Origin of the sequence: Paraburkholderia sp. GAS333, assembly GCF_050435665.1 — a bacterium.
Classification (GTDB): Bacteria; Pseudomonadota; Gammaproteobacteria; order Burkholderiales; family Burkholderiaceae; genus Paraburkholderia; species Paraburkholderia fungorum_A.
This window is the reverse complement of sequence record NZ_JBNDKS010000015.1, coordinates 1-25,027: the sequence shown is the minus strand read 5'-3', so window position 1 is coordinate 25,027 and position 25,027 is coordinate 1. Positions and strand designations below refer to the sequence as shown.

Here is a 25,027-nt window from a genome sequence, read left to right as displayed (position 1 = left end):
GCGTCTTCAGTCGATGACCAACAACAAGACGGAGATTTGGAAAAATATGGCGATAGTTACAGTATGGACGTTCGACGTTCCCGGCCAGCATACGGAACGCAATGGGCTTCGGAAAGCTGCAACGCAAGAGGCAATTGATCGCTTTAAGTTCGTGCGTCGTGGCGACAATCTCAACGTAGATGAGCGCCTGCTGGATATCAATGGGCTGACGCGCGAGGAATATCTTACTTTTATAGTAAGGGTGCCGCATCTTCAGGTATTCGCGGGGTATAACGGCGATGGTCAAAGGCTTCAGGTCATGGCCGGCGAGTACGACGCTAGGCTAACGATTCGTGAATTTAACTCAGCTGTCGGAGCGATTCCGTGCGTTCAACTCGTCAGCGGTGATTCACGAGGCGGCGATCTCTGGATCAGGATTGACGAATATGACGAACTGGCGAATTTCCCAGACGTCGAAAATCCGCAACACTTAGACGTTCGCGATTCACGTGTGACCGCGCCGGAAGAACTGTGAGTCGAAAAATATGAAAACATTTTCGATCGATGATTTTATCCCTGAACATAAGCCGCCTCGTATATACGAAAATTTTACTTTCACTGCAAATACGTCGGTTGCGCCACATGTGCTGAGGGTAAATCTTGAATGTCTAAGCTATGCGCTGAAGGGTGACGTTGTTTGGGCCTTTGAGCACGCAGAGAGGACGGACAGTACGTTTAAGCCAGGGAAATATCATCATTGGCTTCCTCGGATTCGAAACGGCGAGCCGATCGAGGCACCTTACCTAAGTTTTAATGAAGGCCGTGTTTCAATTGTCGACGGTCGGCACCGACTGTACGCTTTCATTGACTCGGGCTACACGCACTGCACGGTCGTAGTTGGCGATCGTGCGCTTGATGCCATCTCGACGCTTGTAGACCCCGATCTGTAGGAAAACAGGAGTGTTTATGCAGAAGGGCAGCATAGTAGCGGTCAATCAACGACGGGGCATGTTCATTGTCGAGATCGATAGTGGGGATCACGCGGTCTTTGAGCTTCTCTCGGGAGTCGATGTGTCAACTGGCGATCGCGTGCAAGGGGATCTTGAAGCGCTCGGCCATGAAACGTTGCGTCACCTTGGCCAAGGGCGGAATTTCAACGCGTATGGACAGAGTGGCCCGAGCAGCCTGTCGGTGTGTAAAAGTCTGCTGGGTCTTTAAACGGTCGAAAAACATTGTGAACATTCTGAATAACGAACCGGCGATGGCGATCTTGCGTGACACTGCTGAGAAGCTCAAGGCGATCGGTATCTCGTGGGATATGCAAACTGGTGTTTCTCCGCATGGCGCGTCCATCGCGTTGATCGCGTCCGAGACAGAGGAAGGTATGGCGGCAGGGTATGTCGCCAGCTTCCGTGGTAACGAGCAAGTGAACACTGACGCTCAACGCTTCGCAAACGAAGTAGCCGACCGAATTGCAGAGCGTGCCATTGAGAGCGTCAAGCGATCGGGCATCTGACAACGGAAAACGGAGAACGGTGATGAAAGCAGTTATCGACGCAGAGCGCCTACCTGTGAACCGACAATAGAGTTGGACACAAAACAATAAAGCCTGACACGAAACAATAGAGTTCGACACAAGCCGGGCATCCGTAACGGGGCGAAGCCACCGTTCGCGACCGGCGACAATCGGCCGAGGGCGTGTGGAAACGCAATTTTCGCGGCTGAGGGCGAGGTTGATGGTCGGGGCGATCAGGTTAGATACGTCGAACTTGTGCTATTCGAGCATCGCGAGCACAAGAAGCCCCTCAGGGCCTTAGCTCCCAGCCATCCTGATTGCCTTCATTGTCCTGGCAACCCCAAGTATATTCATGACTCGCTTGAGGTTGTACGCCAGTACCTGAAGGCTCATTTCGGTGCTCACCCGTCCGAGCGTCCGGGTCAGGAAGTGTGTAGCCCCCATCCAATGCTTCAGCGTGCCGAAGACGTGTTCAACGGTGCTTCGTCGAATGGTCATCGCGTCAGGCTTTCGGTCGAGTCGACGCTGCATGGTTTCAAGTACATGTTCGTGCTCCCATCGTCGGATGCGGCGATAGTCGCTGGGCGAACATCGCTCCTTGAGATGACAACGCGGGCATGCGCTGGGCCAGTACACGTTCAGATTCATGCCATTCTCAACGGTCTTGAACCGATGAATGGCGCGCTCGCCAGCGGGGCACCAATACTCGTCGTTCCTTGCAACGTAGATGAAGTCGCGCTTGGTAAAGATCCTCTTCTTCCGTGATGCCGAGGTCAGTGGCTTCGGGACATACGTTTTGATCCCGCCCAGTTCGCACGCGCGGATATCCGGGCCGCTGAAGTAGCCCCGGTCAGCCAGCACTTTCAGCTTCGGCCTGCCCATCGCGTTCTTCGCCAGGAACGCCATCTTGCTGAGTTGACCGTGATCGCCTCCGATATTCGTCACCTCGTGTTCGACAATCAGATGATGCTTTGTATCCACAGTAGTCTGGACGTTGTAGCCCACGGTACCGGTTCTCTTGCCACCGCTGGCCATGGAGCGGGAATCCGGGTCGGTAAGCGACAACTGCTTGTCTGGTTCTTTCTTCAGTTGCTCCTTCATCTGCTCGAGCTCACGCATCCGCTGACGCAGGAGCGCGATCTTCTCGTACAGGCGAACGGTCTTCACATCGAAACCTGTCGGGCTGATCCGATCTGCGGATTCAATCATGTCGAGATATCGCTGAACGCTTTCCTCGATCTGCTGCTGACGCTTGTCGATCTTGCCAGCCGTATAGTTCCTGTCACGGCTGTTCACGGCTTTGAACTTGCTGCCGTCGATTGCCACCACGTCGCTGCATAGCAGCTTCAGTCCGCGACATAGTTCGATGAAACGACGGCATACGTTGCGAATGGCTGCGCCATTGTCGCGACGAAAGTCCGCGATCGTCTTGAAGTCTGGTGCGAGACGTCCCGTCAGCCACATCAGCTCGACATTGCATTGGCATTCACGCTCAAGACGCCTGCTAGACGGCACCCGGTTCAGATACCCATAGATATAGATCTTGAGCATCACGCCCGGGTGGTAGGCCGGGCGGCCAGTGAGGGCCGGCGTGGTGCCGTTGAAGCTGAGTTCTGCAAGGTTCAGTTCGTCGACGAAGGCATCGATCACCCTTGCCGGGTTGTCCTGGCCAATGTAATCATCGACGCATTCGGGAAGTAGTGCGACCTGCTTGCGGTCATCGCCTTCAACGAATCGCTTCATGAGTCACCCGGTCTCAGTGCGTTGATTCAGTTTAGGCGATCAATGCGTTTTCACACGCCCTCGGCCAGTAGCGGCCGGTCGAGGTCGGCATCCAATTCGCATAGTCGAGGTCCAACTTGCTTTTGCTCAATGGCCGCTTTTGGGCAAGTGGATTGCCGGTTGCATTGCCTTTATGCGTCAGGAAGAGACGTTCGACATTGACGCCGAGATTAGCGACAATCCCGGAGCGCCCTCCGGGCTATTTCGAATGCCTTATCGGGACTGCAATGACACAGCATAGCCAATTCATCACGCTAGGTCGGTCGGTCATCGCATATCCGATAGCCTTGGCTGCGGGTGCAATGACGTTCCTTCCAGTTCTTATTGCTGGGAACCGGATAGCATCGGGCGTCGTCGCAGAGCACGGATTTGTGTTGAGCATCCCGCGCTTTATCGTGGCTGAATTGGGCGCTGCCGTGTTCGGCCTCGCGATTTTCGCGCTTCCGGTCTTCCCTTTCTACATAGCCGGGATGATTGTTGCAAAGAAAGTCGGAACGAGGCACTGGCTTTATTTCGGGGGCATGGGCATGGTGCTGATCCGTCTCTTTGTTCCTGTTGGTGCGGTGGGCGGTCTAGCTTGCTGGCTCTTCCTCTATCTCACGTGGCCGCGTGAAATCACATAACCGTCGTCCGATACCTCTCTCGAATGGCCGTTGTCGGCAAAGTCAGATGTCGGCACAGGGTCGGGAGTACGCACTGCCGACTGGCGGCTTCGGGGCCGCGGAATTTCAGTGACCGCTTTAGAGCGATGAGTTCAGGCAGCGGACCGGCGCAGCCCGACCCTTCTCAGTCAGTCGGCATTTCCACGCGACTGTCGGCTTTAGTCTCAGTTTCGGACGCTCCGAAGCGCGCAGATATTGTTGTGCCAGCCACATTGCGGATCGAACTCGACTTCGGCCCAGATAAGGCACTGGAGCCGCAATCACGCTGCCGTCGAACACCACTCTCAGTGCCGATGGCGCCATAACGGCAGCAGTGACAATCAGTAGGAGCTGCCCGGGTCGCTCGCCCGCAGTGTCGCGGAGGGCAAAGGTACAGCCATCTAGATCAGTTTGAATAGGACGTCCTGCGCTCCCTCCCACAGCACCTTGACTCCGAGCGCCCGAAGATTCTCAACGCCTTTAACAATGGTCAGAAAGTGATTGCCTGCAAGCTGGCCCATCTTGCTGCTGAAGGAACACGAACCGTAGGCCAGGATAATCTCGGTTTCGCTGTATCCACCAGGATAGAACAGAACATCTCCCACCGACGGGTGACTCGTGTGATTTTCGAAACCGACCGGCTTGCCGCCATTTTCGAGCTTGAAATCGCCGAGCGGCACCCAGCATCCTTCCCCGCTCCAGCGAACATGAATGAGCTTCTGCCGATACGGCAGCAGGCTAAGGAACGCGTTGACGGTTTCGGGCGCATCCGGGTGCGTTTCCGCTTCGAACACGTGGCCTGCCGCTGTAATGCGTAGTCGGGTCATGAAAATAATTGCTCCAGTTTGATAGTGAAGTGCGATGCTGGTGTTGCACCGCACCGTGGGTCGTTAAGCGGCGTTGTGGGCCTTGCGTTGTGTCCACCCGGTGAGCCTTTGCTCGACCAGCGCAGAGATCGCATAGAGCACCACGCCAAGCACAGCAAGAATGAACAGTCCGGCAAAGACCAGTGGCACATTGAAATTGCCACTCGCGATCATCATGACGTTGCCGATGCCTTTGTTGGACGCCACAGTCTCGGACAGCACCGCACCAACGAAGGCCAGCGTAATTGCGATCTTCAAAGAGGCGAAGAGATAGGGCAGCGAACGCGGCAAGCCAACGTTCCAGAGCACGTCCGTCTTGCTCGCGCCCAACACCTTGAATACATCTTCGAGTTCCGGCTCGGTGGTCGCGAGACCCGTTGCGACGTTGACGACCACCGGAAAAACGCTGATCACCATGGCTGTCAGAATCGCCGGGACGGTGCCTGAACCGAACCAAAGCACGAAAATCGGCACGACTGCAACTTTCGGAATGCTCGAAAAGCCGACCAGCAGCGGATAGGCAGCGTCGTAGGCCACGCGCGACGAGCCGATGATCACGCCAATCAGCACGCCCGAAATCACACCGAGCGCGAACCCTGCGAGCGTCGTCATCAACGTCTGGACGACATGTGGCCAAAGCAACGGCATCTTGGTTACCGTCACGACGATGATCTGGCTCGGGCGCGGCAGCACGAGGTCAGAGACGTGAAACACAAGGCACGCCAGTTCCCAGATCAGGAAGAAGCCGACCAGCGCACTGGCTGACAGCAGGTTGCGACGAAACCGCTCGGATCTGATTTTCATGCCTGCTCCGGTTCTTCAATGGCGGGGACTGCGGCGACTGCCGATAACCCTGCTACTTCGCGCGGCGTCTCCGCAGCCGAGCGCGCTTCGGCAATGCGCATACGTAGCTGTTGAACCAGCGTGGCAAACTCGGGCGCATAGCTCGCTTCGAGCGTGCGCGGCCGGTCGAACGTCACGCGGCGCTCTTCGAGGATGCGGCCGGGGCGCGAACTCATCACACAGATACGGTTGGCCAGGTACGCCGACTCGCGCAGGTCGTGCGTGACGAGCAGCACGGTCGGACGGCGCTTTATCCAGAGCGTCTGCATGATGTCCCACAGTTCTTCGCGCGTGAACTGGTCGAGTGCACCGAAGGGCTCGTCGAGTAGCAGCAGCTCTGGCTCGTGGATCAGCGCGCGGCAGAGCGACGCCCGTTGCAGCATGCCGCCAGACAATTGCCAGGGCCGCTTATGCCCGAAGTCCTTCAGGCCAACCTGGGCAAGCAGTGCTTCGGCGCGCTCCGCGAATTCGCCTTTTTTCTTGCGCCGGTACTCCGAGCGAAATGGCTCTACGATTTTCAGCGGGACCATCACGTTTTCGCGGATGGTCAGCCAGGGCAGCATCGTCGGATTCTGGAAGGCAAGGCCTATCCGCGTAGGTGTGACACCCGCCGCGCCCATCTCACGTCCGCCGACAATGACTGCGCCCGAGGTCGGCTGGATGAGCCCGGCAACAAGCTTCAGAATAGTTGACTTGCCACAGCCGCTGGGTCCGACGAGCGCGACGAAGTCGCCTTTTTCGATCTCGAGGCGCGTGCGGTCGAGTGCGATCGTGCCGCCTTCGCCGCCATACCGCACGCTGACATCCGATAGATCAATCAGGGATGAGTTCACGATGATTCCTTTCCGGAACCGCCGCTCGCAGAACGCGAGCGAACGGAATTACAGGCCATATCGCTGTCCGCTTCACAGCCCATTCACGAAGACGCTTTCGGTATCGACCGGTTCGGCTGTCGGTCGCACGCCTTCCGGCGTTTTGAGGATCGCGCTCATGTAGTGCTCGGTGTTGCGCGGTGTAGCCTTGGGCATCGCCTGCACGTTCTTCACCGAACGACCCCAGCCCGCTGCATCCTTGACCAGCTTGCCGTCGCGCATGACAAAGCGACCACGCACGAGCGTATGGAGCGGATATCCGCGCACGGCTCTCCCGTTCCAGGGCGAAATCTTGCTGATGCTTTGCAACTGGTTCTGCGAAAGTATTCCGGCACGGTTCAGGTCGACGATCGCGATATCCGCATGCGCACCCGGTGCGATCACGCCCTTCGGACCATAGATCCCCCAGGCCTTCGCAGGATTGACCGAACTCCAACGCACATAGTCCATCAGCGTGGCACGCTCACGATTGACTTCGGTGAGCATCAGCGCCATCTGCGTTTCGACGCCTGGGAATCCGCAATCGCATTCCCAGATGTTTTCGCGCGTCTTCTCTTCCGGCGAATGCGGAGCGTGGTCGGTTGCTATCATGTCGATGGTGCCGTCAAGCAAGGCATTCCACAGCGGATCGTTGTTGCGCGCTTCCCGGATCGGCGGATTCAGACGGAGGATCCCGCCGAGCTTTTTCATATGCTCGGTGTTGAGCAACACGTATTGCGGGCAGGTTTCCGCCGTGACATCGACGCCGCGAAGCTTGAAATCGCGCAGCACGAAAAGCGAATCCGCTGAACTGTGATGCGCAATGTGCACGCGCGCGCCGGTCCACTCGGCGAGCGTGAGCACGCGCGTGATCGCTTCGATCTCCGCCACTGCCGGGCGCGCGGCCAGATGTGCCATCGCGTCGATACGGCCGGCGTCCTGCATGCGGTTCTGCCGGCGGAACAGAATCGACGAATTTTCGGCGTGGACAACCGTGCGGATGCCGAGCGGCGCGAGCTTTTCGAAGCCCTCGAGCAGCGCACCGTCAGTCGGTGCCGGCAGATTGCCGAAGGTATTGCCGACAAACGCCTTGAAGCTCGTCACACCGCCGTCGAGCAGTTCTTCGAGGCGCTCGACGGTGTCGTCGCCGAGCAGGCCATGAATGCCGAAATCCACATACGATGCTTCCGCTGCACGCTGTTTGATGCGCAGCGCCTCCAGCGTGCCGGTTGCCGGGTTCGTGTTGGGCATCTCGAACACGGTCGTCACGCCACCACACGCTGCGGCCGCCGAACCAGTGCGCCACGTTTCCTTGTGCGGATAGCCGGGGTCGCGAAAGTGCACGTGGCTGTCGATGGCGCCGGGCAGCAGATACAGGCCGTCTGCGCGTATCTCTTCACGGGCCGACGGCATGAGATCGTCGTGACCGACCGCCACGATCTTTTCGCCGTCGATGGCGACAGCTGCTTCGATAATCTGCTCGGGCGAGACGACTTTCGCGCCGCGAATAACAAGATCAACCTGACTCATTTTCCTTCTCCTTAAAGCATGGCCCAACCGCCGTCCACCGGCAGGTCGGTACCTGTGATTTGTCGTGATACGTCGCTGGCGAAGAACAGACACGCATTAGCGACGTCCTCATCGGTCGAAACGCGTTTGAGCGCGTAGTCGGCGGCGTGACGTTCCATTGCTTCCTCGACGCTAATGCCGAGCGAGCGGGCCATGTCTGCACACACCTTCTCGCGAAACCTCGGGCCGTCGACCATGCCAGGCGCCACACAGTTGACGTTGATGTTGTACGGTCCGGCTTCGAGCGCGAAACTCTTCGTGATGCCGCGCAAGCCCCACTTGGAGGCTGAATAGGCCATCCGGCCCGAGCGTCCGCGCATGCCGAACGTGCCACCTACGTTGACCACCTTCCCGTAGCGCTGCTCGATCATCGCGGGCATCAGCGCGCGCATTGCGTTGAAAGCGCCCGTCATGTTCACGCGAACGATGTCGTCGAATTCCGCCTCGGTGGTTTCCCAGCCTTTCTTTCCAATCGGGCCCGAACCGCCGGCGACGTTCACGAGCACATCGATGCGGCCGAACGCAGCAAGCGCCCTCAATGCGAGCGCATCGGTGTCGGCGCTGACGCTGAGATCACACTGGACCACGATCGCCTCGACGCCGAGTTGCCGGGCTTCGTCAGCGACCGGTTCTATGGCAGCGACGTCGCGACCGGTCAGCACGAGCTTCGCGCCTTCAGCGGCGAACGCCAGCGTGACGGCGCGCCCCATGCCTTTTGCAGGTCCGGTGATGACCACGACCTTGTCTTTCAGATTCAGATTCATATGCGTTTCTCGCAGATGGGTGAAGGCCTACATGGCCGACGGACGGTCCGTGCGGGGCGGAAGAAAGTGGTTATCAAACACGTCTGCAGGTGCGGGCGTACGCGGCAGACTCGCGGCGTCAACGATGATTGAGATATCGCGCTTCAGACGGTTTTGGTCGACGTCGCCGAGGCCGATCTTCGCGATCTCCGGCGCGCTCATGTCGTTGTGCATGGTCGCGAGCAGCTTGGCCTTCTCGACATCGCGATTAAGCAGCGGCTCGCGCTTCATCACCGCATCAACACCTGCGTCTGGATCGGCGATGACGTCGCGAATACCATGGTTGAGCGCGACGAGAAATCCGCGCACGGCCTCGGGGTTGGCCTTGATGAAGTCGCGTGAAAAGAACACGGCATTCGAATAAAGGTTCATCCCATAGTCGCCGTAGCGGATGAAGCGCAGATCGTGCGCAGCATCGACGCCCATCGCGCGGGTGCTGAACGTGATAGTCGTCATGTAGCCGAAGATCGCGTCGACCTGCCCGCGCATCAGCATCTGCTCACGCAGATTGGGCGCAATGTTGGTGATATGAACCTTCGACGCGTCGACGCCGGCCAGCTTCGCGAATGCAGGGAACAGTTTCAGCGCACCATCATTGGCCGGGGCGCCGACGTTCTTGCCTTCTAGATCCTTCGGCGTGTGGATCGGGCTGTCGCTCTTGACGACCACGGCGAATGGCGGTGTGTTGTAGAGCACGTCGACAGCGACGGGTGCGGCTGCCGGCTCTTTCGCTGCCAGTTCAACCAGCGCATTGAGGTCACCGAATCCAGCCTGATAGGCGCCGGAAGCGACCTTCGGAATCGACGCGTCCGAGCCTTCGCCCTGGTCGAACGTTACGTCGAGTCCTTCAGCCTTGAAATAGCCGCGATCCTGCGCGAGGAAAAACCACGCCTGCGGTCCTTCGTATTTCCAGTTGAGCACCATTTTGATCGGGGTCGCGGCCGACGCGATGCCCGACATGGCCAGAAGAGGAACGCCGAGTGCAACGGCGCTGGCCACAGTGAGAGTCGCACTCGCGCGACGGAAAAGACGAAACGGCATGAGAAACAGCTCCTAACGTTTGATCAAAAGTGAGTCGATCAGGTTGTCCGCCCGTGCGACAAAGCCGTGCAGTTGCTGAACGATGAAATGAATTGCGCGCGTTACATAGGCCGGCGACGACGTATTGCAGGCGTCTTCGAGCAGGATGCAGTCGTACCCGATAAAGGCGGCGTCCTGCAGGGTCGAAAACACGCAGCGGTCCGTGTTGATGCCGACGAACAGCAGCGTTGTAATGCCGCGATTGCGCAGGATGGAGTCGAGTTCGTTGTCCCAGAAGCCACTGAGACGGTGCTTTTCAACCGCGATGTCGGTGGGTTCGACGCTGAGCTCGTCGATCACCTGAGCGCCCCACGCTCCGCGCACGAGAGCAGGCCCACGATCAAGCGGCGAGGCTTCGCCGTAACCGACGCCATCGCGTGAGCGCTTGCCCTTGAAGTGGATGGTGGCGCTCAGATTGGCGAGATCGGCACGGATGCCCCAGTTGAGCCAAACCACGCTACCGCCTGCTTTTCGCCACGCCGGCAAGAGCTTGCTGATTACGGGGATCGGTTTGCGCGCGGCCTTGACGCTGATGCCCTTCTGGGCGAACCAGCCCTCGGGGTGGCAGAAATCGTTCTGCATGTCGATCACGACGACAGCGCTGCGCGCTACATCGATTTCGAGTGACTGCGGCGTCGCATCGATGAGCACGGGCCGTGGTTTCTGAATACGGCGTACCAGACTCACGCGACCGTCAGTGACAGTCCAGGCGTTGTCGCGGGAGGGGCCCGGCGTGAACGGCGCGTTTGCGTCGATCGCCTGTGGCAAAGGGATGTGTAGTTTCTTTTTCATGCCCAATGCAATGCAGCAGGCGTGCCATACTCCGTTCATGAAAGGAGCCGATTTAGCAAACTTGCGTTGCCGTATCAGCAACAGTCACCGATCAACGAATATGGGCCGGACTTTAGCCGCAACCGGCTCTTCGCGTGACAAAGCGTGACGCGACCGGTTGCTGGCCTCGTGTGTTTCAATACGGCGCGAGCCGATGGCTGGCCTGCATCCGGAGGACCACGCGAATCCAGTTGAACAAGGTTTCGAATTGGTGCGCAATGCCCGAATACATGCGCAATTGCCCGCGAGCAGTGCAGGTCATTCGGCCAATCAAGCCGTTTTGTCGATCACTGATGTGCGCGTTTCGTTACGCGCGAATGACTTCAATAGCAGGAACAGGGACCCATGAACCATCTGCGCTTTCTGAACTACGTTGATGAAGTTGCCCGGACCGGTTCCGTGAGGCAGGCTTCCGAAGGGCTTCACGTGGCGCCGTCGGCGGTACTGCGACGGATACAGGATATCGAGGACGAGTTGGGCACGCCGGTATTCGAGCGCTTGCCGCGCGGCATGCGCCTGACTGCCGCAGGCGAGTTATTCATCCAGTACGTGCGCACGCGTGCGGCCGAACTGGATCGCGTGCGCTCGGAGATTGAAGACTTGCAGGGATTGCGGCGCGGGTCGGTGCGGCTCGTCGCGAGTCAGGCGCTGGCTTCAGCGTTTCTGCCCAAAATGGTGGCGTCGTTCCGCGTGCGTCACTCGCTGGTCGGTTTCCAGATTCGCGTTGCGGATCATGTGCAGGCGCTCAGCGCGCTGCGTATGTTCGACACAGACCTCGCAATTGTCTTCAATCTTTCGGATGAGCCCGATATCGAACGCATCGCGGAGTTCGAGCAACGGCTCTGTGTGATGATGCATCGCACGCATCCTTTGGCGAAGGACGAGGGTCCCCTTCGCTTGCGCGATTGCGCGGACTATCCGCTTGTGATGCCGAACCCGGAGATCGGCGGGAGACAGTTGCTCGACCGCTTCCTTTCAAGACGGTCGCTGCGGTTTCATCCAGTAGTCGAATGCAACAGCTTCGAGTTCCTGCGTGGCTATTTGCAGTATGAACAGGCGTTGAGCTTTCAGATTCATATCGGCGCTGTGAACGACGGCGGCCCATTCGTCTCGCGTGATATTGAGGATCGCGGATTCCCGAAGGGCACGTTGGCATTGGCGGCCTTGCGCGGCCGGCAGCTACCGGTCATCGCTTATTCGTTCATCGAGCACCTGAAGCGCGGACTCGAAGAAGACGCGATCGGTAAAAGCGCTTGAGCGCGGACCGGCTGTTTTACGATCCGCGCGTTGAACGGGGTTAGGCCCGCGTGGAAGTCCGCCGATGCATTTCGGCGATGTGTTCGCCGGCTGTGCAGGCGGCGAACTGGCGGTCTCGTGCATCGTGCTGGCACGACGCAATGCAGTCGATCAGCGAGTCGTAGGCCGGGTCGTAGAAGAATGCGATCGAATAACGGTCTTTATGCTGAGCGCTGTTCTTGACCCGATGCAGCGTCGAACGATATCGCCCGTTGGTCCAACGTGCCATCAGATCGCCGATATTGACGATAAACGCATCGTCAACGGGCGGCGCATGGATCCAGTCGCCAGCGACGTTCTGCACTTCGAGACCGCCCACGCTGTCCTGCGAGAGGATTGTGATGCCACCCCAGTCGGTGTGAGCGCCCGCGCCGATCTGGTTCAATTCGGCGTGACGCGGGTTCGGCGGATACTTCAGTAGCCGCACGGTCGCCATCGGATTTCGATAAAACGGCTTGAAATACGACTCCGGCTGTTCGAGCGAAAGCGCGATGGCGCGAAGAATGCGATCACCTGTCGCGATCATCGCGTCGTAGTACGGCAGCATTGCCTCGCCGAGGCCCGGCGATTCCGCTGGCCACTGGCTCGCCCCATAGGTCGGCAGATCGCGCGCGCTATAGGGGTTTCCGGCTTCGGGATCGCGTCCGAAGCGAAAGCTTTCCTTCAGGTCAGGCGGAGACCCGTTATCCAGTGTCTGCGCCGACTGCGGTTCATAACCGCGCTTCGCCGGCGAACGATGTTGCGCGACACGCAGTTTGGCCTCGAGGTCGAGATCGAAAAAAGTGCGGCTGAGTGCATACTGCCGCTCGATGAGGTCGTTCGCTACGCCGTGCTGTCGCACATAGAAAAATCCTGTATCGAGGCACGCGCGACGGACTTGCTCCGCGAGCGCATTCCGGTCGCACGGGTCGTCCGAATCCAGCAGCGCGAGATCGACGATGGGCAACGCACTGACAGGTTTGGGCGGTGTGTAGGGAATCATATTGGGCACCTGCGTGAAGGGTTCAGGGCGTGACCTTGAAGATCCGCTCGTTCTGCGGCGGCAGAAAGTTACTGTCAAAGACAGCTTGCGGCGTCGGTGCGTGGGGCAACGCCAGTGCATCGGCGACGATACGGATATCGCCGGCAAGTCGTGTGTCGTCCACGTTACCGATGCCGTCGTGCGCAATCTCGGGGCTGCTCATGTCGTTGTGCAGCGTGAAGAGCAGCTTCTGCGTTTCCACGTCACGATTCAGAAGCGGCTCGCGCTTCATCAGGGCTGAAATACCTGCGTCCGGATCGGCGATCACGTCGCGAATCGCGTGGTTTAGCGCCCGTACAAAGCCGCGCACGGCGTCTGGATGGTTCGCTACGAACGTCCGGGAAAAGAAGACCGTATTTGAATAAAGATTCATGCCGTACTTGTCGTACCGGATAAAGCGGATTTTTTTGGCGGGATCGACACCCATCGATTTATCAGCGAAAACGAAGGTCGTCACATAAGTCGACGCTGCATCGAGCTGGCCGCGATCAAGCAGCTGTGCCGAGAGTGCGGGCGCAATGTTCGTGATCTTGACCTTCGACGTATCGACGTGATTGATGCGGGCAAAAGCGGGAAACAGCTTGAGCGTGGCATCGTTGACGCCGCCGCCGATGGTTCTGCCTTCCAGATCCCTGGGCGTATGAATCGGGCTGTCGACGGGCACTGCGAACGCGAACGGCGTCACGTTATAGAGCAGAAACACGGCAATGGGCGCGTCCGATGGTTTCTGCCCTGCCAGATCGATCAACGCGTTGATGTCACCGAACCCGGCATCGTAGGCACCGCTCGCGACCTTCGGGATAGACCCTGCGGAACCATCGCCCTGATCGAACGACACGTCGAGACCTTCCGCCTTGAAATAACCTCGATCCTGAGCGAGGAAGAACCACGCCTGTGGGCCTTCGTATTTCCAGTTCAGCACGAACCGGATGGGCGTTTGAGCATGCGCGCTCGCCATGTGCAAGGCGAACAGCGAGAGTGTAATTAGGAAGAGCGCCCGGAACCAGGCGCCTGGTGTGCGGGATCGCGGCTTGTTGATTGTCGTCAGGCGGACTGCATGCATGGTGGTGTTCCCTTGAGTGAAGGCCCCACGCCTTTGTAAATAGTGGGCCCGCGTTGGTCGGAGGTAGCGTGCGTTGGTGACCGGGGAACGGTAAAACAAATAAAAAACGGAAAAGGCCACTTTTTCGGCATCGAGACGTTGCCGAAAAGGCAACCATCCAGCTCCGAGTCCAGACTGAGTCATCGTGTGAAGTAAATCGCGCTAGCGCAGAGCCCGCCGCTTCGACACGAATGCTGCACGCATCGGCTATATCGAGCACGAGTAGCTAACCGCGAGTGGCCCCCGATGGTCGGTATCTCGTCACCCGTTGCCATAACGGCAACGAGCAGATGCCGAAAAAGTGCCTTGTAGCCAATTTTTTCTGCCTTAGTGTCACACCTGCCCGGCGGCATCGCCGGTACAAGTCATCTCTGGCCGATGTTTCGCTGACGCTGCGATCTCGTATGGGGGGAATTCATACGCAGACGGAAACAGAGAGTTCGACCCACTCGCATCCACTACGACCATGACGCTATTGCACCTCTCAAATAAATCAACACTACTTATCATTTATGCAGCCGTTGCAGCCACCGCTTTAACTCCTGGAATTTCCTTTGGACAGAACTCCGACAACACCGCAGCGGCGGCAGACGTGACGGCCAGCGATGCAAAAGCAGAAAATAAGGCGGCACAAAAAGCGAAAGATGCTGCGGCGGCCTCTGCGGTAGAGAACAAGGCAGGGAAGAACGGAGATTTGCGCGGCAACACGGTCAACCCCTCACAATCCGACGCGGCAGCCGAAACCATCGCCGCTCCTGCACCGGCGGATGCAGGCAAGGAAGCCACCAACCTTGCAGAAATGATCACCAAGGGGCAGTTTTTTGGGAATGTGCGCACCTTTTACTACGCTTCGCACAATGCATTTTTTTCAAAGGGTGCGAATCAGAATACGTTGAGTTATGGTGGTGAACTGGGCTATGTCACAGCACCTTTCTACGGGTTTTCGGTTGGCGTAAGCGGTTATTTGCAACGGGGCATCGGTCACTCCGACAACCCGAACTACGTTGACAGCTATCTGGGTCCAAACATCACGACGTTGGGCGAGGCATACGTCAAGTGGGAAAAGGACCAATTCCAGATTACAGCCGGCAACCAGGCGCTCAATGTCCCGTTTGCATCGAGTTATGACTGGCGAATTGCGCCACAGCTTTATCAGGGCGTGGACGCAAAATACGGCGACGACGACAACTTCATCACCGCTTTCAAGATGTTCCGCTTCAAGTCGTACACCAGCAATTCGTTCACAAAGACCACGAATTACGACGAAAGCTTCGATCCGTACTCAGGTATCGGCGAGCCAGAAACGAACGGTTTCTGGGGCGTCGGCGCGGCGCACAAGTTCAATCTGGATCCCGTGACGGTGAACGCGCAAGGTTGGTATCAGACTTATCAGGATTATGCCGACCTCGCCTACGTCGAGGGCCGCGTCAGCCGTTCAAATGGCTCCTGGAAGCCATTTGCCGCCGCGCAGTATCTCCATGAAACCGGAGACGGTCGCGAACTGCTCGGCCATGTGGACAGTCAGGTGTACGGCCTGCAACTCGGCGCCAAGCACAACTCGATGACAGTGAGCCTTGGGTATAACTTCATCGCGCCTCATCGCAACTCGTACCTTAACGGTGCGTTGGTCACGCCATACGCACACGATGTGTCGGGCGGCCCGCTCTTTGCACAGCCGTTCCTGACAAGCACGCAGGATCTTGGGTCCGGCAACGCTTACGCTATCGATATCAACGGTGCGCCAATGGGCAACTGGTTCATCGGTGCGAGATATTCGTTCATGGATCTGAAGTCCGATGCTGACGGGCCGAGCCTTAACGGGTCTGAATATCTTGCATACGCGATTTACAATTTTGCGGGCAAGCTCAAGGGTCTCAGCGTGGCAGACTTCTTTGCCGTGCAGACCTCGCCGGCCAAGGGAAATACTTTCGTGCAAAACCGCTTCCAGCTTCAGTACGCATGGGGTCCGCAAATTCCGTGAAGAGTCATTTGATCTGACACCGGATCCTGCAGAGCGCGTGCCCGCAACCTGCCGGGCCGCGATCTGACTGAGAAAACGAAACTCATCGCCAGCAATTCCTTGAGCAGCGCCATCCGGGTTGTATGGACGCCATCAACCCGTTTTGTGTTCTATCGGGATGCGCGGAGGTCTGCATCACGCTCTGCAGCGGACATTCGGTCGTGAGACGCGAGCGTCCGAAAGTGGCCGATTGTCGCCCGATGTGTTTTGGCTGAACGTGATCTTACCCACGATCGGTGGACAGGTTGAATTGGGCGTTGTTTGATACTTCGAAGGGTAACGGGGTTTTATATCCGAGGCTCGAATGACGGCGCTGACGGTTGTAGAACACTTCCATGTATTCGAACAGACTGGCCCGCGCCTCGTCGCGGGTCTTGTAGTCACAGTGCATGACCAGTTCTGTTTTCAAGGTACGGAAGAAGCTTTCCATAGGTGCGTTGTCCCAACAGTTTCCCTTGCGAATCATGCTTTGGGTGATGGCATGCCGGCCGAGCAATGCACGATACTCAGCCGCTGCGTAGGTTGATCCCCGATCTGAGTGAAGCACCGCTGGACTTGTACCCCGCCGGCTGATCGCCATCTTCAATGCATCCATTGCAAGTCTACAGTCGAGCGTTCTGCTCATCGCCCAGCCTGCGACTGCGCGCGAATGCAAGTCGAGGATAGCAGCCAGATAAAGCCAGCCCTCGCGTGTCGGAATGTAGGTGATGTCGCTTAACCAGCATGTGTCGGGACGCGCAGCATGGAACTCATGATTGACCAGATTCGGGGCTGCAACCGTGGTATTCCTGGAATCGGTAGTCACCTGAAACCGCCTGATGGCTTTCGGCAGGATTTTTTCCTGTCGCATCAGTTTAGCCACGGTGTTCAGGCAACACCCAACCCCCTGTGCGCAAAGTTCAGCATGGACCCGCGGGGCTCCATACGTGCAACGGCTTGCAACATGAATTGCACGGATTTGCGAGCTCAACGCAGCCTGTCTCCTGCTGCGCGTGCTGGGTGCTCTGCCACGGGCTGCATAGTATCCACTCGATGAAACGCCCAACGCCCGGCACATCGCTGCTACCGGATAGCTGTGGGAGTGGATCGCGATGAACTGGTACTTCACGCTGATCCCCGCGCAAAGTAGATGGCCGCTTTTTTTAAAAGCTCGTTCTCCTCCCGCAGGCGCGCGTTATCGCGTCGCAGTTTGGCAAGGTCTTCTTCCTGGACTGCCGTACGTTTCGGCGCACCAGTGAGCTCTTCCGCTTCGAATTCGAGCCACCAGTTACGCAACTGATTGACCCGGATTCCCAACTCGCGCGCGATCTGCGCCTTCGGTCTCTCCCCCAACACCGCCAGGTTGACGGCCTCCAGCTTGAATTCCCGGCTATACCGCTGATAATCCTTGCGTTCCATGACACACCTCTCTACGAGCTAGTATGCCCCTTTCAAGGTCTCCACCGATCGTGGGTAAGATCAACGCGACCCGAAGCGGTCCTACGAATTTTCCACAAGCAGACGTTAAAATTGACGTAGTTTCGGGCCATCGTGGAACAACCTCAAGAAAGTCCGGACACAGTCTCCCACTAACAATAGCGGATATCTGCTGGCGTGGTTTCAGGCGTAGGCCGGACCAGGATTAATAATCGAAAATGCACCTCCAGACTGCAGATAAAAAATACAGAGATATTCAAATAACATAACAAACAGCGAAATAAATACCGACCTTTAATGACTCGCCCATTTAGCTAGTTGATCCGTCCGGAGTTTTGTAGAATCCCGCTGAACGCGGGGGCGCGTACTGAGTAAATCGAGGCAGAAATGGGAGCGCAAGACTTAATCAGCCCGATAACCGGGGGCATGTCGCAAACTGGCCGGCTACTAAAACTGGACAGCCCATTGGGCACAAACGTTCTGTTGGCGCAGCGGGTAGTTGGCCATTCGCGCCTCGGGCGCCATTACGAATTCACGTTGGATGCAGTGTCTACCCGCAGCGACATCGAACTTAAGACGCTGATCGCCCAGCCGGTGACGCTTTGGGTCCAGCAGACAGACAGGTCCTATCTGCCGCATCACGGTTATGTGAACACCGCGCGGCAACTTGGGTCGGACAGCGGGCTCACGAGTTATCAGATCGGCTATGCGTCATGGATGCATTTCCTGCGCTTTCGCAAGGATGCACGAATCTGGCAGGACAAGCCGGCCGACGAAATCCTGACCGATGTTTTCAATATGCATCCGCAGGCCCAAGGTGCATTTCGCTTTGCGTTGAGCAAGCCGTTGTCCTCGCGTTCGCTCTGCATGCAATACGAGGACGACTGGAATTTCGTCCACCGTTTGATGGAAAACGAGGGCCTATTCGGCTACTTTGAGCAGGCCAGCGACGGCAAATCGCATACGCTCATCGTCACGGACAGCCTCGACACGTTCCAGCCGCTTTCACCTCAGACAGTGCAGTTTTATCGCGCGGGCACGAACAGTGAAGCCGATGCCCTCGTTCAGTGGTCGGGCACGCGAACACTGCAAAGTACGACACTCACGACTCGCACCTTCGATTACAAGGCACCCGCTTCCCCCACCTTTGCCAAGGGCACAAACATTCCAACGCTTCCTACGCAGGGGAATCTGCCTGAGCAGGCTGAGGTGTATGAATACACAGGAGCCTACACCTATGGGACGCAGGATCGGGGGGATGCCCTGTCAAAAATCCGCGTGGAAGAATGGGAATCGCAAGCAAAGCGGTTCTACGGCTCGGGTGGTGTGCGAGGTGCTGATGCGGGGCATTGGTTTGAGCTTGACGATCATCCCGGCCATGCGACAGATAGCCAGCAAAACCGTCAGTTTGCGATTATCGAAGCCGTCTGGTTCATCGAGAACAATCTGCCAGTGTCCAGTCATGCGACCGATTTTCCGCACAGCCTGAAGAGCGAACTTGCCGCTACGAAAGCTAGCCATGCCGGCCTGACAGTCACGCATGCTGATGGAAGTGAAGGTTTCTTCCTCGCTAGGATCGAGGCTCAACGCAAGCGGGTTCCCTATCGCAGCCCGTTCGAACATAACAAGCCGGAAATGCACCTGCAGTCAGCGATTGTCGTTGGCCCTGAAAATGCGGAGGTCTATACCGATCCGCTGAATCGGATCAAGGTACGTTTTCATTGGGATCGCCTCAATGACGGCGACGAAAAAGCGTCGTGCTGGGTTCGTGTCGCCATGTCTGATACCGGTGGTGGATATGGCGGTGTACATGTCCCGAGAATCGGCGAAGAAGTTCTGATTAGCTGGGTAGACGGCGATTGCGATCGCCCCCTCATAACGGGCCGCGTTTACAACGGTGCAACGCAACCACACTGGCATTCCAACGGCCTGCTATCGGGCTACAAGTCCAAGGAATATCAGGGCAGCGGCTACAACCAGATGGTGATGGACGACTCGACGGGCCAGAACCGTGTTCAGCTTTATTCAACGAGCACGAACGCACACCTGCATCTGGGTTACCTGATTGATCAGACCGGGAACAACCGAGGCAGCTATCTGGGCAGTGGCTTTGACCTGAAGTCCGACGCTTACGGTGCGGTGCGTGCGGGCCAAGGCTTGTATGTCACCACCTATTCGGCGACCAGCCAGCCGCTGGATGCGCGGCAAGCGACCTCGCAACTAGTGAATTCGGAAAGCGTGCTGGAAGCAATGTCGACCGCCAGCACGACGCATCAGGCAGAAAGTCTCAAGGATGGCTATGACTCGCTGAAGTCATGCACGGACGCTACACAGAACAGCGTGTCTGGCTCATCGTCGGCGGGAAACGCGGCGAGCGGTGGGACCGGGAACGCGAATGGGTTCAAGGAACCCGTCATGCTATTTGGTAGCCCCTCCGGTATCGCCATGTCCACGCAGCAGTCCGTGCACATCGTCAGCGATGCACAGACCAACCTCGTGAGCGGACAGAGCACCCACATCGCAACTGGCAAATCGTTGATTGCGAGCGTCACGCAGAAACTGAGCCTGTTCGTCCAGAATGCCGGAATGAAACTGTTTGCAGCGAAAGGCAAGGTGGAGATCCAGGCGCACAACGATAACGTCGAGATTACCGCACAAAAGAGCGTCAAGCTCGTTTCAGCGACCGAGCAGATTCAGGCCATCGCCAAGGGCGAAATTCTGTTGACCTCAGGGGGCGCTTATATTCGCATCAAGGACGGCAACATCGAGATTCACGCTCCGGGCAACATCGACGTGAAGGGTGCTCAGCACAGCTTCAACGGCCCGACCAGGATCGATGAAAAATTTCCGTCGTGGAGCGACAGCGTGCCGCGCCGCGCGGTGGATTTTTCCGGATAACGGCGACAGCGGCCGACACACTCTGCAACAGCAACCTGAAGAGAGGATAGCGCGTGGCGCAACAACAGGAACAGCCGTCAAAAGTCGAGAGTTGGGCGTATCCCTTTCCTCTGAAGACCACGAACATCACGTTCGCGCCCGAGGACTATCTCCAGGCGCTCGCGGCGGCCGAAGACGGTTTCTATCCGCTCGGCGCCAATGGTCTCTGGCATGGCGGCATTCATTTCGGTACGCAGACCGCAGGCAAATTCCAGCAGGATGGTGGCGCGAAATGCATCGCGGACGGTGAGGTCGTCGCTTTCCGCCTGGATGGAAAGCTTCAGGAAGTCGCTTATCCGGACGGGGTCAAGGCGGGCTATTCGAAGGGTTTCACGCTGGTACGCCATCGACTTGTTCTCCCTCGAGTACCTCCGCAGCCAACGAATGGCAACGCCCAGCCGCAGAATCCACCGGCAACGACTCCCCCTGCCGCGCAGAACATCACGCCGCCCGCCCAGGATGTGCTGACGTTCTTCAGCCTCTACATGCACACGCTGCCGCTTGATGGCTACGGCCCGGGTGCGCAACCGAATGGCCCGGCAAAAACGCTGCCTTCCTATTACGGCGCAACGGAAACGTATGTCGTGGGGGCGAAAGCGCACGACCCGCAATTGAAGGCAACGGGGCAGCCCGACAGCACGACTGCGGGTTTGCGCATGCGCACCTCGCATTCAGGGCATGCCGCCGTGATTGGCTGGCTGCCGAGAGACACGAAAATCAAGATCGGGCAGAAGCACGGTGAATGGGGCAAGATTTCCAGCTTCGTGGCTGGCGCGGCGCAACCCTACAAGCAAGGGGAAACACTCAATGCGAGCGCTGCCCAAGGTTGGGTTTATGTCGGCGAGATGGACAAGGAAAGCAAGCCATCGGCGGTCGACCAGATTTATATCTTGCCTAAGCCACACAAAATCGCGGCGGGGGAGACCGTTGCCTGGATCGGTGAGTATCAGCGGCTTATGGAGGCGCGCGCGCACCACACGCTGCCTCCCAAACTCGGCGAACGCCCCCTGCTCCATGTGGAAGTGTTCACGGGGGACGACCTAAATGCGTTTATCTCGCGTAGCCGGTCGCGAGCGCAGCAACTCGATGTGAAATCGCGTACGTTGCTGCTGATTTCGAAGGGCGCAAAGTTGGTGCAACCCACCGCAGCGGACAGTTCGCTCGGCGCTGGTGTCGCGGTCAAGGCGACAGCGGATTCGCCAGACAGCGGGCCATGGTGCAAGGTTCAAAAGGTCAATGCGGCAGGGCATCCTCTTAGTGGTCAGGCGCCGCTCTGGATCGCGCGAGCCGACCTGCAAGGCTCAGGTGATCGCCAGGCATGGAGTCACTTCCCGCTCACTGTAAATTCGGCAAGTGGCTCAGCCGCAGCCTGGACGCGTGTAGTGGCAACGGGATCATGCCAGCATTGTTCCGAAGCAGAAGGCAAGACGTGGTACGCGGTGAGCATCGCCGATGAAAATAACGCGCAAGTCAGCGGCTGGGCCTGCGATCACGGGCATCCGCTAGTTGAGCTGAAAACCCCTTGGGACTGGCCTGGATTTGACGTGACAAATCTTGGCACGTCGGTGTCGGACATGTTCCAGCGCGCGTTATACATCGCCGACAACGGCACACCCGACGAGATAGCGCATTTCGAGAATTCCTTCGACAGCGCGCGCTCCGATGAAGCCATCAAGAAACTCGAAGACGCCATCGATAGCCAGGAGCAGAAGGACGGCAAGATCACCGCGCAGGAATTGCAAGTAGCGATGAGTAAATCATGGCTTGCTGACCGAATCGATCATCTGATCATGCGGTACGAAAGCGAGTGGGGCGGTGAAATGAGCAAGTGGGACGCGTTAGATTCTCACATGCATACGGGCCTGCCTGTCTGGAGGGCCGAGAAGACGCGCATCGATGCGTTGCGCTACTGGAACGGTGTCTCGAGCGTGGCGGGCTTCCCAGCATCTCCCTTGGTGTATCACCTGCATCCGATGGGACTCGTCGGCAATTTCAGTACGGCCGGATTGAAATGCGCAGCATGTGGTGCGGATCTCACGATGACGCATCATGTCCTGACCACGCTGTTCCCCAACATCACGGCGTCGAACGCCGACAAATACGCGACCGAACTCACCAAGGCGTTCAAGAAATGCAGCTTGAATACCTGCGCCCGAGTTTCTCATTTTCTTGGTCAGGCTAGCGTGGAATGTACTGATTTCACATCGTTCGAGGAGAGTCTGATATATAGCGACGGACATCGCCTCTGGGACATTTATCATAGCGCGCTGATTGCTGGCCTGAAGCGATTGAATCCGAGCTGGACGGAAGCGCAAATGCGTACCTACACGGAAACGCATTTGGCCAACAATGACCCGGAGCTTGGTAAGGTCTTGTTCGGCAACTCGCAATATCCGAATGTCGATTACCGTGGACGAGGCCCCCTGGCGGTGACTTGGGACACCACCTACCAGCGATATCAGGACGCATCCGGTACGACCGTGATGCCAAACCCTCGGTTGTTTGCGACAGATAGCGCGATCGGATGTGATTCGTCCGCATGGTTCTGGAAAACAAACGGCATTAGTGAGGCGGCGGATCGAAACTCCCTGCACGATGTCACCCATATCATCAACAAGGCATTGCTCCGGATCCGCGATCGTGGAAACATGACCAAACGCGCGTTCGCGCTGTTAAACGGTGGGAGCAATCCGTGTTCGGAAAAATGGCAAAGCGCTTTGACAGCAGCAAACGGATGGTAAGCATGAAAAATACGTTTCTCGTACTTATCGCGATGGCCGTGGTATTTTTCTCCGGGCAAGTGTTCGCCGGAGACGATGTGACTTTGTCGGCGAATCAGATTCGTCCCGGGTGCTCCGTAGTCGTACATAAGCAATATCCGTCCGGGGTTGATCCGAACGTCAATTCGACCGTGTTTGATCAGCAACTGCTCTGGAAGTGTGAGGGCGCACAGATAGTCAAGATCGGGACAATTGAGGCGGAAGGCGGCGGACCGGAAATCGTCACGGTGTTCTACAGGCTAAACGAAATCGTCGTCCTTGCGCGCTGGACCTCAGCTTCGGCCGGCGCTGACTTCCAGGGCGATTTTTATCAGGTCAGTGCATTTCGTCTTGAAAAGGTCGGCAACCAAACGGCGTTCAAGGCTCTGCCAGCTATCACCAAGGCGTTTGGCGATGGCTATGATGGTTTGCTAGACGGAAAACGGGTAACGTTTCCGTATAAGAATGCCGCGTCGATCCGCGTCCGCTTGGCAGCACTTGGTCTTTAGTCTGGTGCGCCACGCAAGACCATACGAAACACACAAATGCACCAGCCGGGGCGATTAGCCTGAAGCGGCTTGCAAAACCTGCGTATAGCCGTGTCGCTCGTTCCAGCGGCAGACCTGAGCGACTGCTTTGCGGCGATGAAATCGAATTTCTGAACGTAGTCAGACCAATATCCTCATGTCGGTTCGTCCGATCAAGCTTTGGCAGGTGCGAGAGTAACGCGCGATTTATTTGCCGGTTTTGCCGAGCTGGAAGTAAGCGCACGGGGCAGGTCAATGGGCACGCTCATGGCTCAAGCACAACATCTTGGTCGTCGCCCATCCCATGATAGCCACCCTGAAATATGATGGTCGCGTGATGGGGATTATCTGCACGATAGACGTTGGCATAGATTGGGGTGGCCACGATGCCCGCGCCGCAGTCGAATTTCATGTCTCTATCGATTTGCCCGCTTTTGATATTGATGAGACGCAAACGAACCATCGGCAACGCACAATACTTCGAAGACTGATACACGCCGGGCAACAGGTGGTTCTTCGTGTGATACCAGATAGGTATTTCAATAACACCGATAACTGAGGGGCTTTTGAGTCCGGTATCGTCGAGCGCGCCGATCTGTTGGAGCGTGATCGGTAGAACGTTTTTGCCATCCCGCCACTCCCCCTCTATCGCTGATTTTTAGCGCAATAGGGCAGGGAGTAGGGTGCATAGGCGAAGCGTAAGGTATCTTAGGCGAATCACCAAACGAAACAGGCTCTGCTGCTTCGCATAGCTGCATCTCGCCATTAAATTGGCGTTTTCCTTGCAATGGAATGGGAACGCGATGGACATCGTAGTAGTAACTGCCATCGACTCGCCAGTGATCAGGCTCATTTTGGACTGTGTCATCGTAGGTCTGCAACAACAGATGAACCGATATTTTACCGATCGTGCCGACATAGTTTTTTATTTCATACCACCCGGTATCCGCAGACGTAGCGACCGCAAACAAAGGTACGCAAAAGGCCATGCAAAAGAAATTTTGCTTGATTTTCGTAGATTATTTCGATGGCTTCGGCTTGTTCAGCATACAGTTTGTCGACGATCTGGGTCACCGTGTCGAACGTCTCAAATTGGCCGAGGCTGTGTAAAAACGCGTTGATCGTCTAGACTGAATCAACCCTTTGTTGCGAGAGGCGAAGATGGGGCGATTTGTCGAAGGTGCGGAC

Annotated in this window: 22 protein-coding genes; 9 read left to right on the top strand and 13 right to left on the bottom strand. The window is 57.3% G+C overall.

Annotated features, from left to right (window positions below):
- Positions 1 to 13 precede the first annotated feature (13 nt).
- From ABH945_RS35505 to ABH945_RS35495, 3 genes are all read left to right on the top strand, one after another.
- A complete protein-coding gene (locus tag ABH945_RS35505) occupies positions 14 to 514 on the top strand; it encodes a hypothetical protein (RefSeq protein WP_429253786.1) in 501 nt (166 codons plus the stop codon).
- 431 nt (positions 515 to 945) lie between these two features.
- Positions 946 to 1,197 (top strand): hypothetical protein, encoded by a 252-nt coding sequence (locus tag ABH945_RS35500; RefSeq protein ID WP_429253785.1) that lies wholly within the window; start codon positions 946 to 948, stop codon positions 1,195 to 1,197.
- A gap of 16 nt (positions 1,198 to 1,213) precedes the next feature.
- Positions 1,214 to 1,495, top strand: a complete 282-nt coding sequence (locus ABH945_RS35495; protein WP_429253784.1) for a hypothetical protein — start codon at positions 1,214 to 1,216, stop codon at positions 1,493 to 1,495.
- A 297-nt stretch (positions 1,496 to 1,792) separates the two neighbouring features.
- Here ABH945_RS35495 and ABH945_RS35490 read toward each other — a convergent pair whose 3' ends face one another.
- Positions 1,793 to 3,238: an IS1182 family transposase gene (locus ABH945_RS35490; RefSeq protein ID WP_429253783.1), complete on the bottom strand. Its 1,446-nt coding sequence runs from the start codon at positions 3,236 to 3,238 to the stop codon at positions 1,793 to 1,795.
- Positions 3,239 to 3,504: 266 nt separating this feature from the next.
- Between ABH945_RS35490 and ABH945_RS35485 the strand changes: the two genes are divergently transcribed.
- Positions 3,505 to 3,900, top strand: a complete 396-nt coding sequence (locus ABH945_RS35485) for a hypothetical protein (protein WP_429253782.1) — start codon at positions 3,505 to 3,507, stop codon at positions 3,898 to 3,900.
- A 419-nt stretch (positions 3,901 to 4,319) separates the two neighbouring features.
- On the opposite strand, the gene ABH945_RS35480 is transcribed toward ABH945_RS35485, so the two are convergent.
- The 7 genes from ABH945_RS35480 to ABH945_RS35450 all read right to left on the bottom strand — a co-directional run bounded on the left by ABH945_RS35480 (position 4,320) and on the right by ABH945_RS35450 (position 10,722).
- Positions 4,320 to 4,745 carry a DUF3830 family protein gene (locus tag ABH945_RS35480; RefSeq protein ID WP_429253781.1) on the bottom strand — a complete coding sequence of 142 codons (426 nt, stop codon included), beginning with the start codon at positions 4,743 to 4,745 and terminating at the stop codon, positions 4,320 to 4,322.
- 63 nt (positions 4,746 to 4,808) lie between these two features.
- The gene (locus tag ABH945_RS35475; RefSeq protein WP_429253780.1) at positions 4,809 to 5,588 is read right to left on the bottom strand and encodes an ABC transporter permease; all 780 of its coding nucleotides are present in this window, start codon (positions 5,586 to 5,588) and stop codon (positions 4,809 to 4,811) included.
- Positions 5,585 to 6,460 (bottom strand): ABC transporter ATP-binding protein, encoded by an 876-nt coding sequence (locus tag ABH945_RS35470; RefSeq protein ID WP_429253779.1) that lies wholly within the window; start codon positions 6,458 to 6,460, stop codon positions 5,585 to 5,587. The genes ABH945_RS35475 and ABH945_RS35470 overlap by 4 nt, the downstream gene beginning before the upstream one ends.
- 72 nt (positions 6,461 to 6,532) lie before the next feature.
- Positions 6,533 to 8,008 carry a dihydroorotase gene (locus tag ABH945_RS35465; RefSeq protein ID WP_429253778.1) on the bottom strand — a complete coding sequence of 492 codons (1,476 nt, stop codon included), beginning with the start codon at positions 8,006 to 8,008 and terminating at the stop codon, positions 6,533 to 6,535.
- An 11-nt stretch (positions 8,009 to 8,019) separates the two neighbouring features.
- The gene (locus ABH945_RS35460; protein ID WP_429253777.1) at positions 8,020 to 8,811 is read right to left on the bottom strand and encodes an SDR family NAD(P)-dependent oxidoreductase; all 792 of its coding nucleotides are present in this window, start codon (positions 8,809 to 8,811) and stop codon (positions 8,020 to 8,022) included.
- 27 nt (positions 8,812 to 8,838) lie between these two features.
- On the bottom strand, positions 8,839 to 9,891 hold the full coding sequence (locus tag ABH945_RS35455) for an ABC transporter substrate-binding protein (RefSeq protein WP_429253776.1): 1,053 nt from the start codon (positions 9,889 to 9,891) through the stop codon (positions 8,839 to 8,841).
- Positions 9,892 to 9,903: 12 nt separating this feature from the next.
- On the bottom strand, positions 9,904 to 10,722 hold the full coding sequence (locus tag ABH945_RS35450) for a cysteine hydrolase family protein (RefSeq protein ID WP_429253815.1): 819 nt from the start codon (positions 10,720 to 10,722) through the stop codon (positions 9,904 to 9,906).
- A gap of 384 nt (positions 10,723 to 11,106) precedes the next feature.
- Between ABH945_RS35450 and ABH945_RS35445 the strand changes: the two genes are divergently transcribed.
- Entirely contained in the window at positions 11,107 to 12,018 is a 912-nt protein-coding gene (locus ABH945_RS35445) for a LysR family transcriptional regulator (protein WP_429253775.1), read from the top strand.
- A 40-nt stretch (positions 12,019 to 12,058) separates the two neighbouring features.
- Here ABH945_RS35445 and ABH945_RS35440 read toward each other — a convergent pair whose 3' ends face one another.
- Together ABH945_RS35440 and ABH945_RS35435 are read right to left on the bottom strand one after the other, a co-directional pair.
- The gene (locus ABH945_RS35440; protein ID WP_429253774.1) at positions 12,059 to 13,039 is read right to left on the bottom strand and encodes an isopenicillin N synthase family dioxygenase; all 981 of its coding nucleotides are present in this window, start codon (positions 13,037 to 13,039) and stop codon (positions 12,059 to 12,061) included.
- A gap of 22 nt (positions 13,040 to 13,061) precedes the next feature.
- The gene (locus ABH945_RS35435) at positions 13,062 to 14,294 is read right to left on the bottom strand and encodes an ABC transporter substrate-binding protein (protein WP_429253773.1); all 1,233 of its coding nucleotides are present in this window, start codon (positions 14,292 to 14,294) and stop codon (positions 13,062 to 13,064) included.
- Positions 14,295 to 14,646: 352 nt separating this feature from the next.
- On the opposite strand from ABH945_RS35435, the gene ABH945_RS35430 reads away from it, so the two are divergent.
- Positions 14,647 to 16,161, top strand: a complete 1,515-nt coding sequence (locus tag ABH945_RS35430) for an OprD family outer membrane porin (RefSeq protein ID WP_429253772.1) — start codon at positions 14,647 to 14,649, stop codon at positions 16,159 to 16,161.
- Between the two features lie 262 nt (positions 16,162 to 16,423).
- Here ABH945_RS35430 and ABH945_RS35425 read toward each other — a convergent pair whose 3' ends face one another.
- Together ABH945_RS35425 and ABH945_RS35420 are read right to left on the bottom strand one after the other, a co-directional pair.
- A complete protein-coding gene (locus ABH945_RS35425) occupies positions 16,424 to 17,308 on the bottom strand; it encodes an IS3 family transposase (protein WP_429253771.1) in 885 nt (294 codons plus the stop codon).
- Positions 17,305 to 17,598, bottom strand: coding sequence for a transposase (locus ABH945_RS35420; RefSeq protein WP_429253770.1), 294 nt, complete (start codon positions 17,596 to 17,598; stop codon positions 17,305 to 17,307). Before ABH945_RS35420 ends, ABH945_RS35425 begins: the two co-directional genes overlap by 4 nt.
- Before the next feature lie 405 nt (positions 17,599 to 18,003).
- Here ABH945_RS35420 and ABH945_RS35415 point away from each other — a divergent pair, with 405 nt between their 5' ends.
- Genes ABH945_RS35415 through ABH945_RS35405 form a run of 3 tightly spaced genes read left to right on the top strand, consistent with a single transcriptional unit; the run spans position 18,004 to position 23,821 of the window.
- Positions 18,004 to 20,514 (top strand): type VI secretion system Vgr family protein, encoded by a 2,511-nt coding sequence (locus ABH945_RS35415; protein WP_429253769.1) that lies wholly within the window; start codon positions 18,004 to 18,006, stop codon positions 20,512 to 20,514.
- A 53-nt stretch (positions 20,515 to 20,567) separates the two neighbouring features.
- Positions 20,568 to 23,294, top strand: a complete 2,727-nt coding sequence (locus ABH945_RS35410) for a glycoside hydrolase family 19 protein (protein WP_429253768.1) — start codon at positions 20,568 to 20,570, stop codon at positions 23,292 to 23,294.
- A gap of 2 nt (positions 23,295 to 23,296) precedes the next feature.
- Complete coding sequence (locus ABH945_RS35405; protein WP_429253767.1) at positions 23,297 to 23,821, top strand: hypothetical protein; 525 nt, start codon at positions 23,297 to 23,299, stop codon at positions 23,819 to 23,821.
- A gap of 283 nt (positions 23,822 to 24,104) precedes the next feature.
- Here the strand turns inward: ABH945_RS35405 and ABH945_RS35400 are convergent, their stop codons facing one another.
- On the bottom strand, positions 24,105 to 24,251 hold the full coding sequence (locus ABH945_RS35400; RefSeq protein WP_429253766.1) for a hypothetical protein: 147 nt from the start codon (positions 24,249 to 24,251) through the stop codon (positions 24,105 to 24,107).
- Positions 24,252 to 25,027 lie beyond the last annotated feature (776 nt).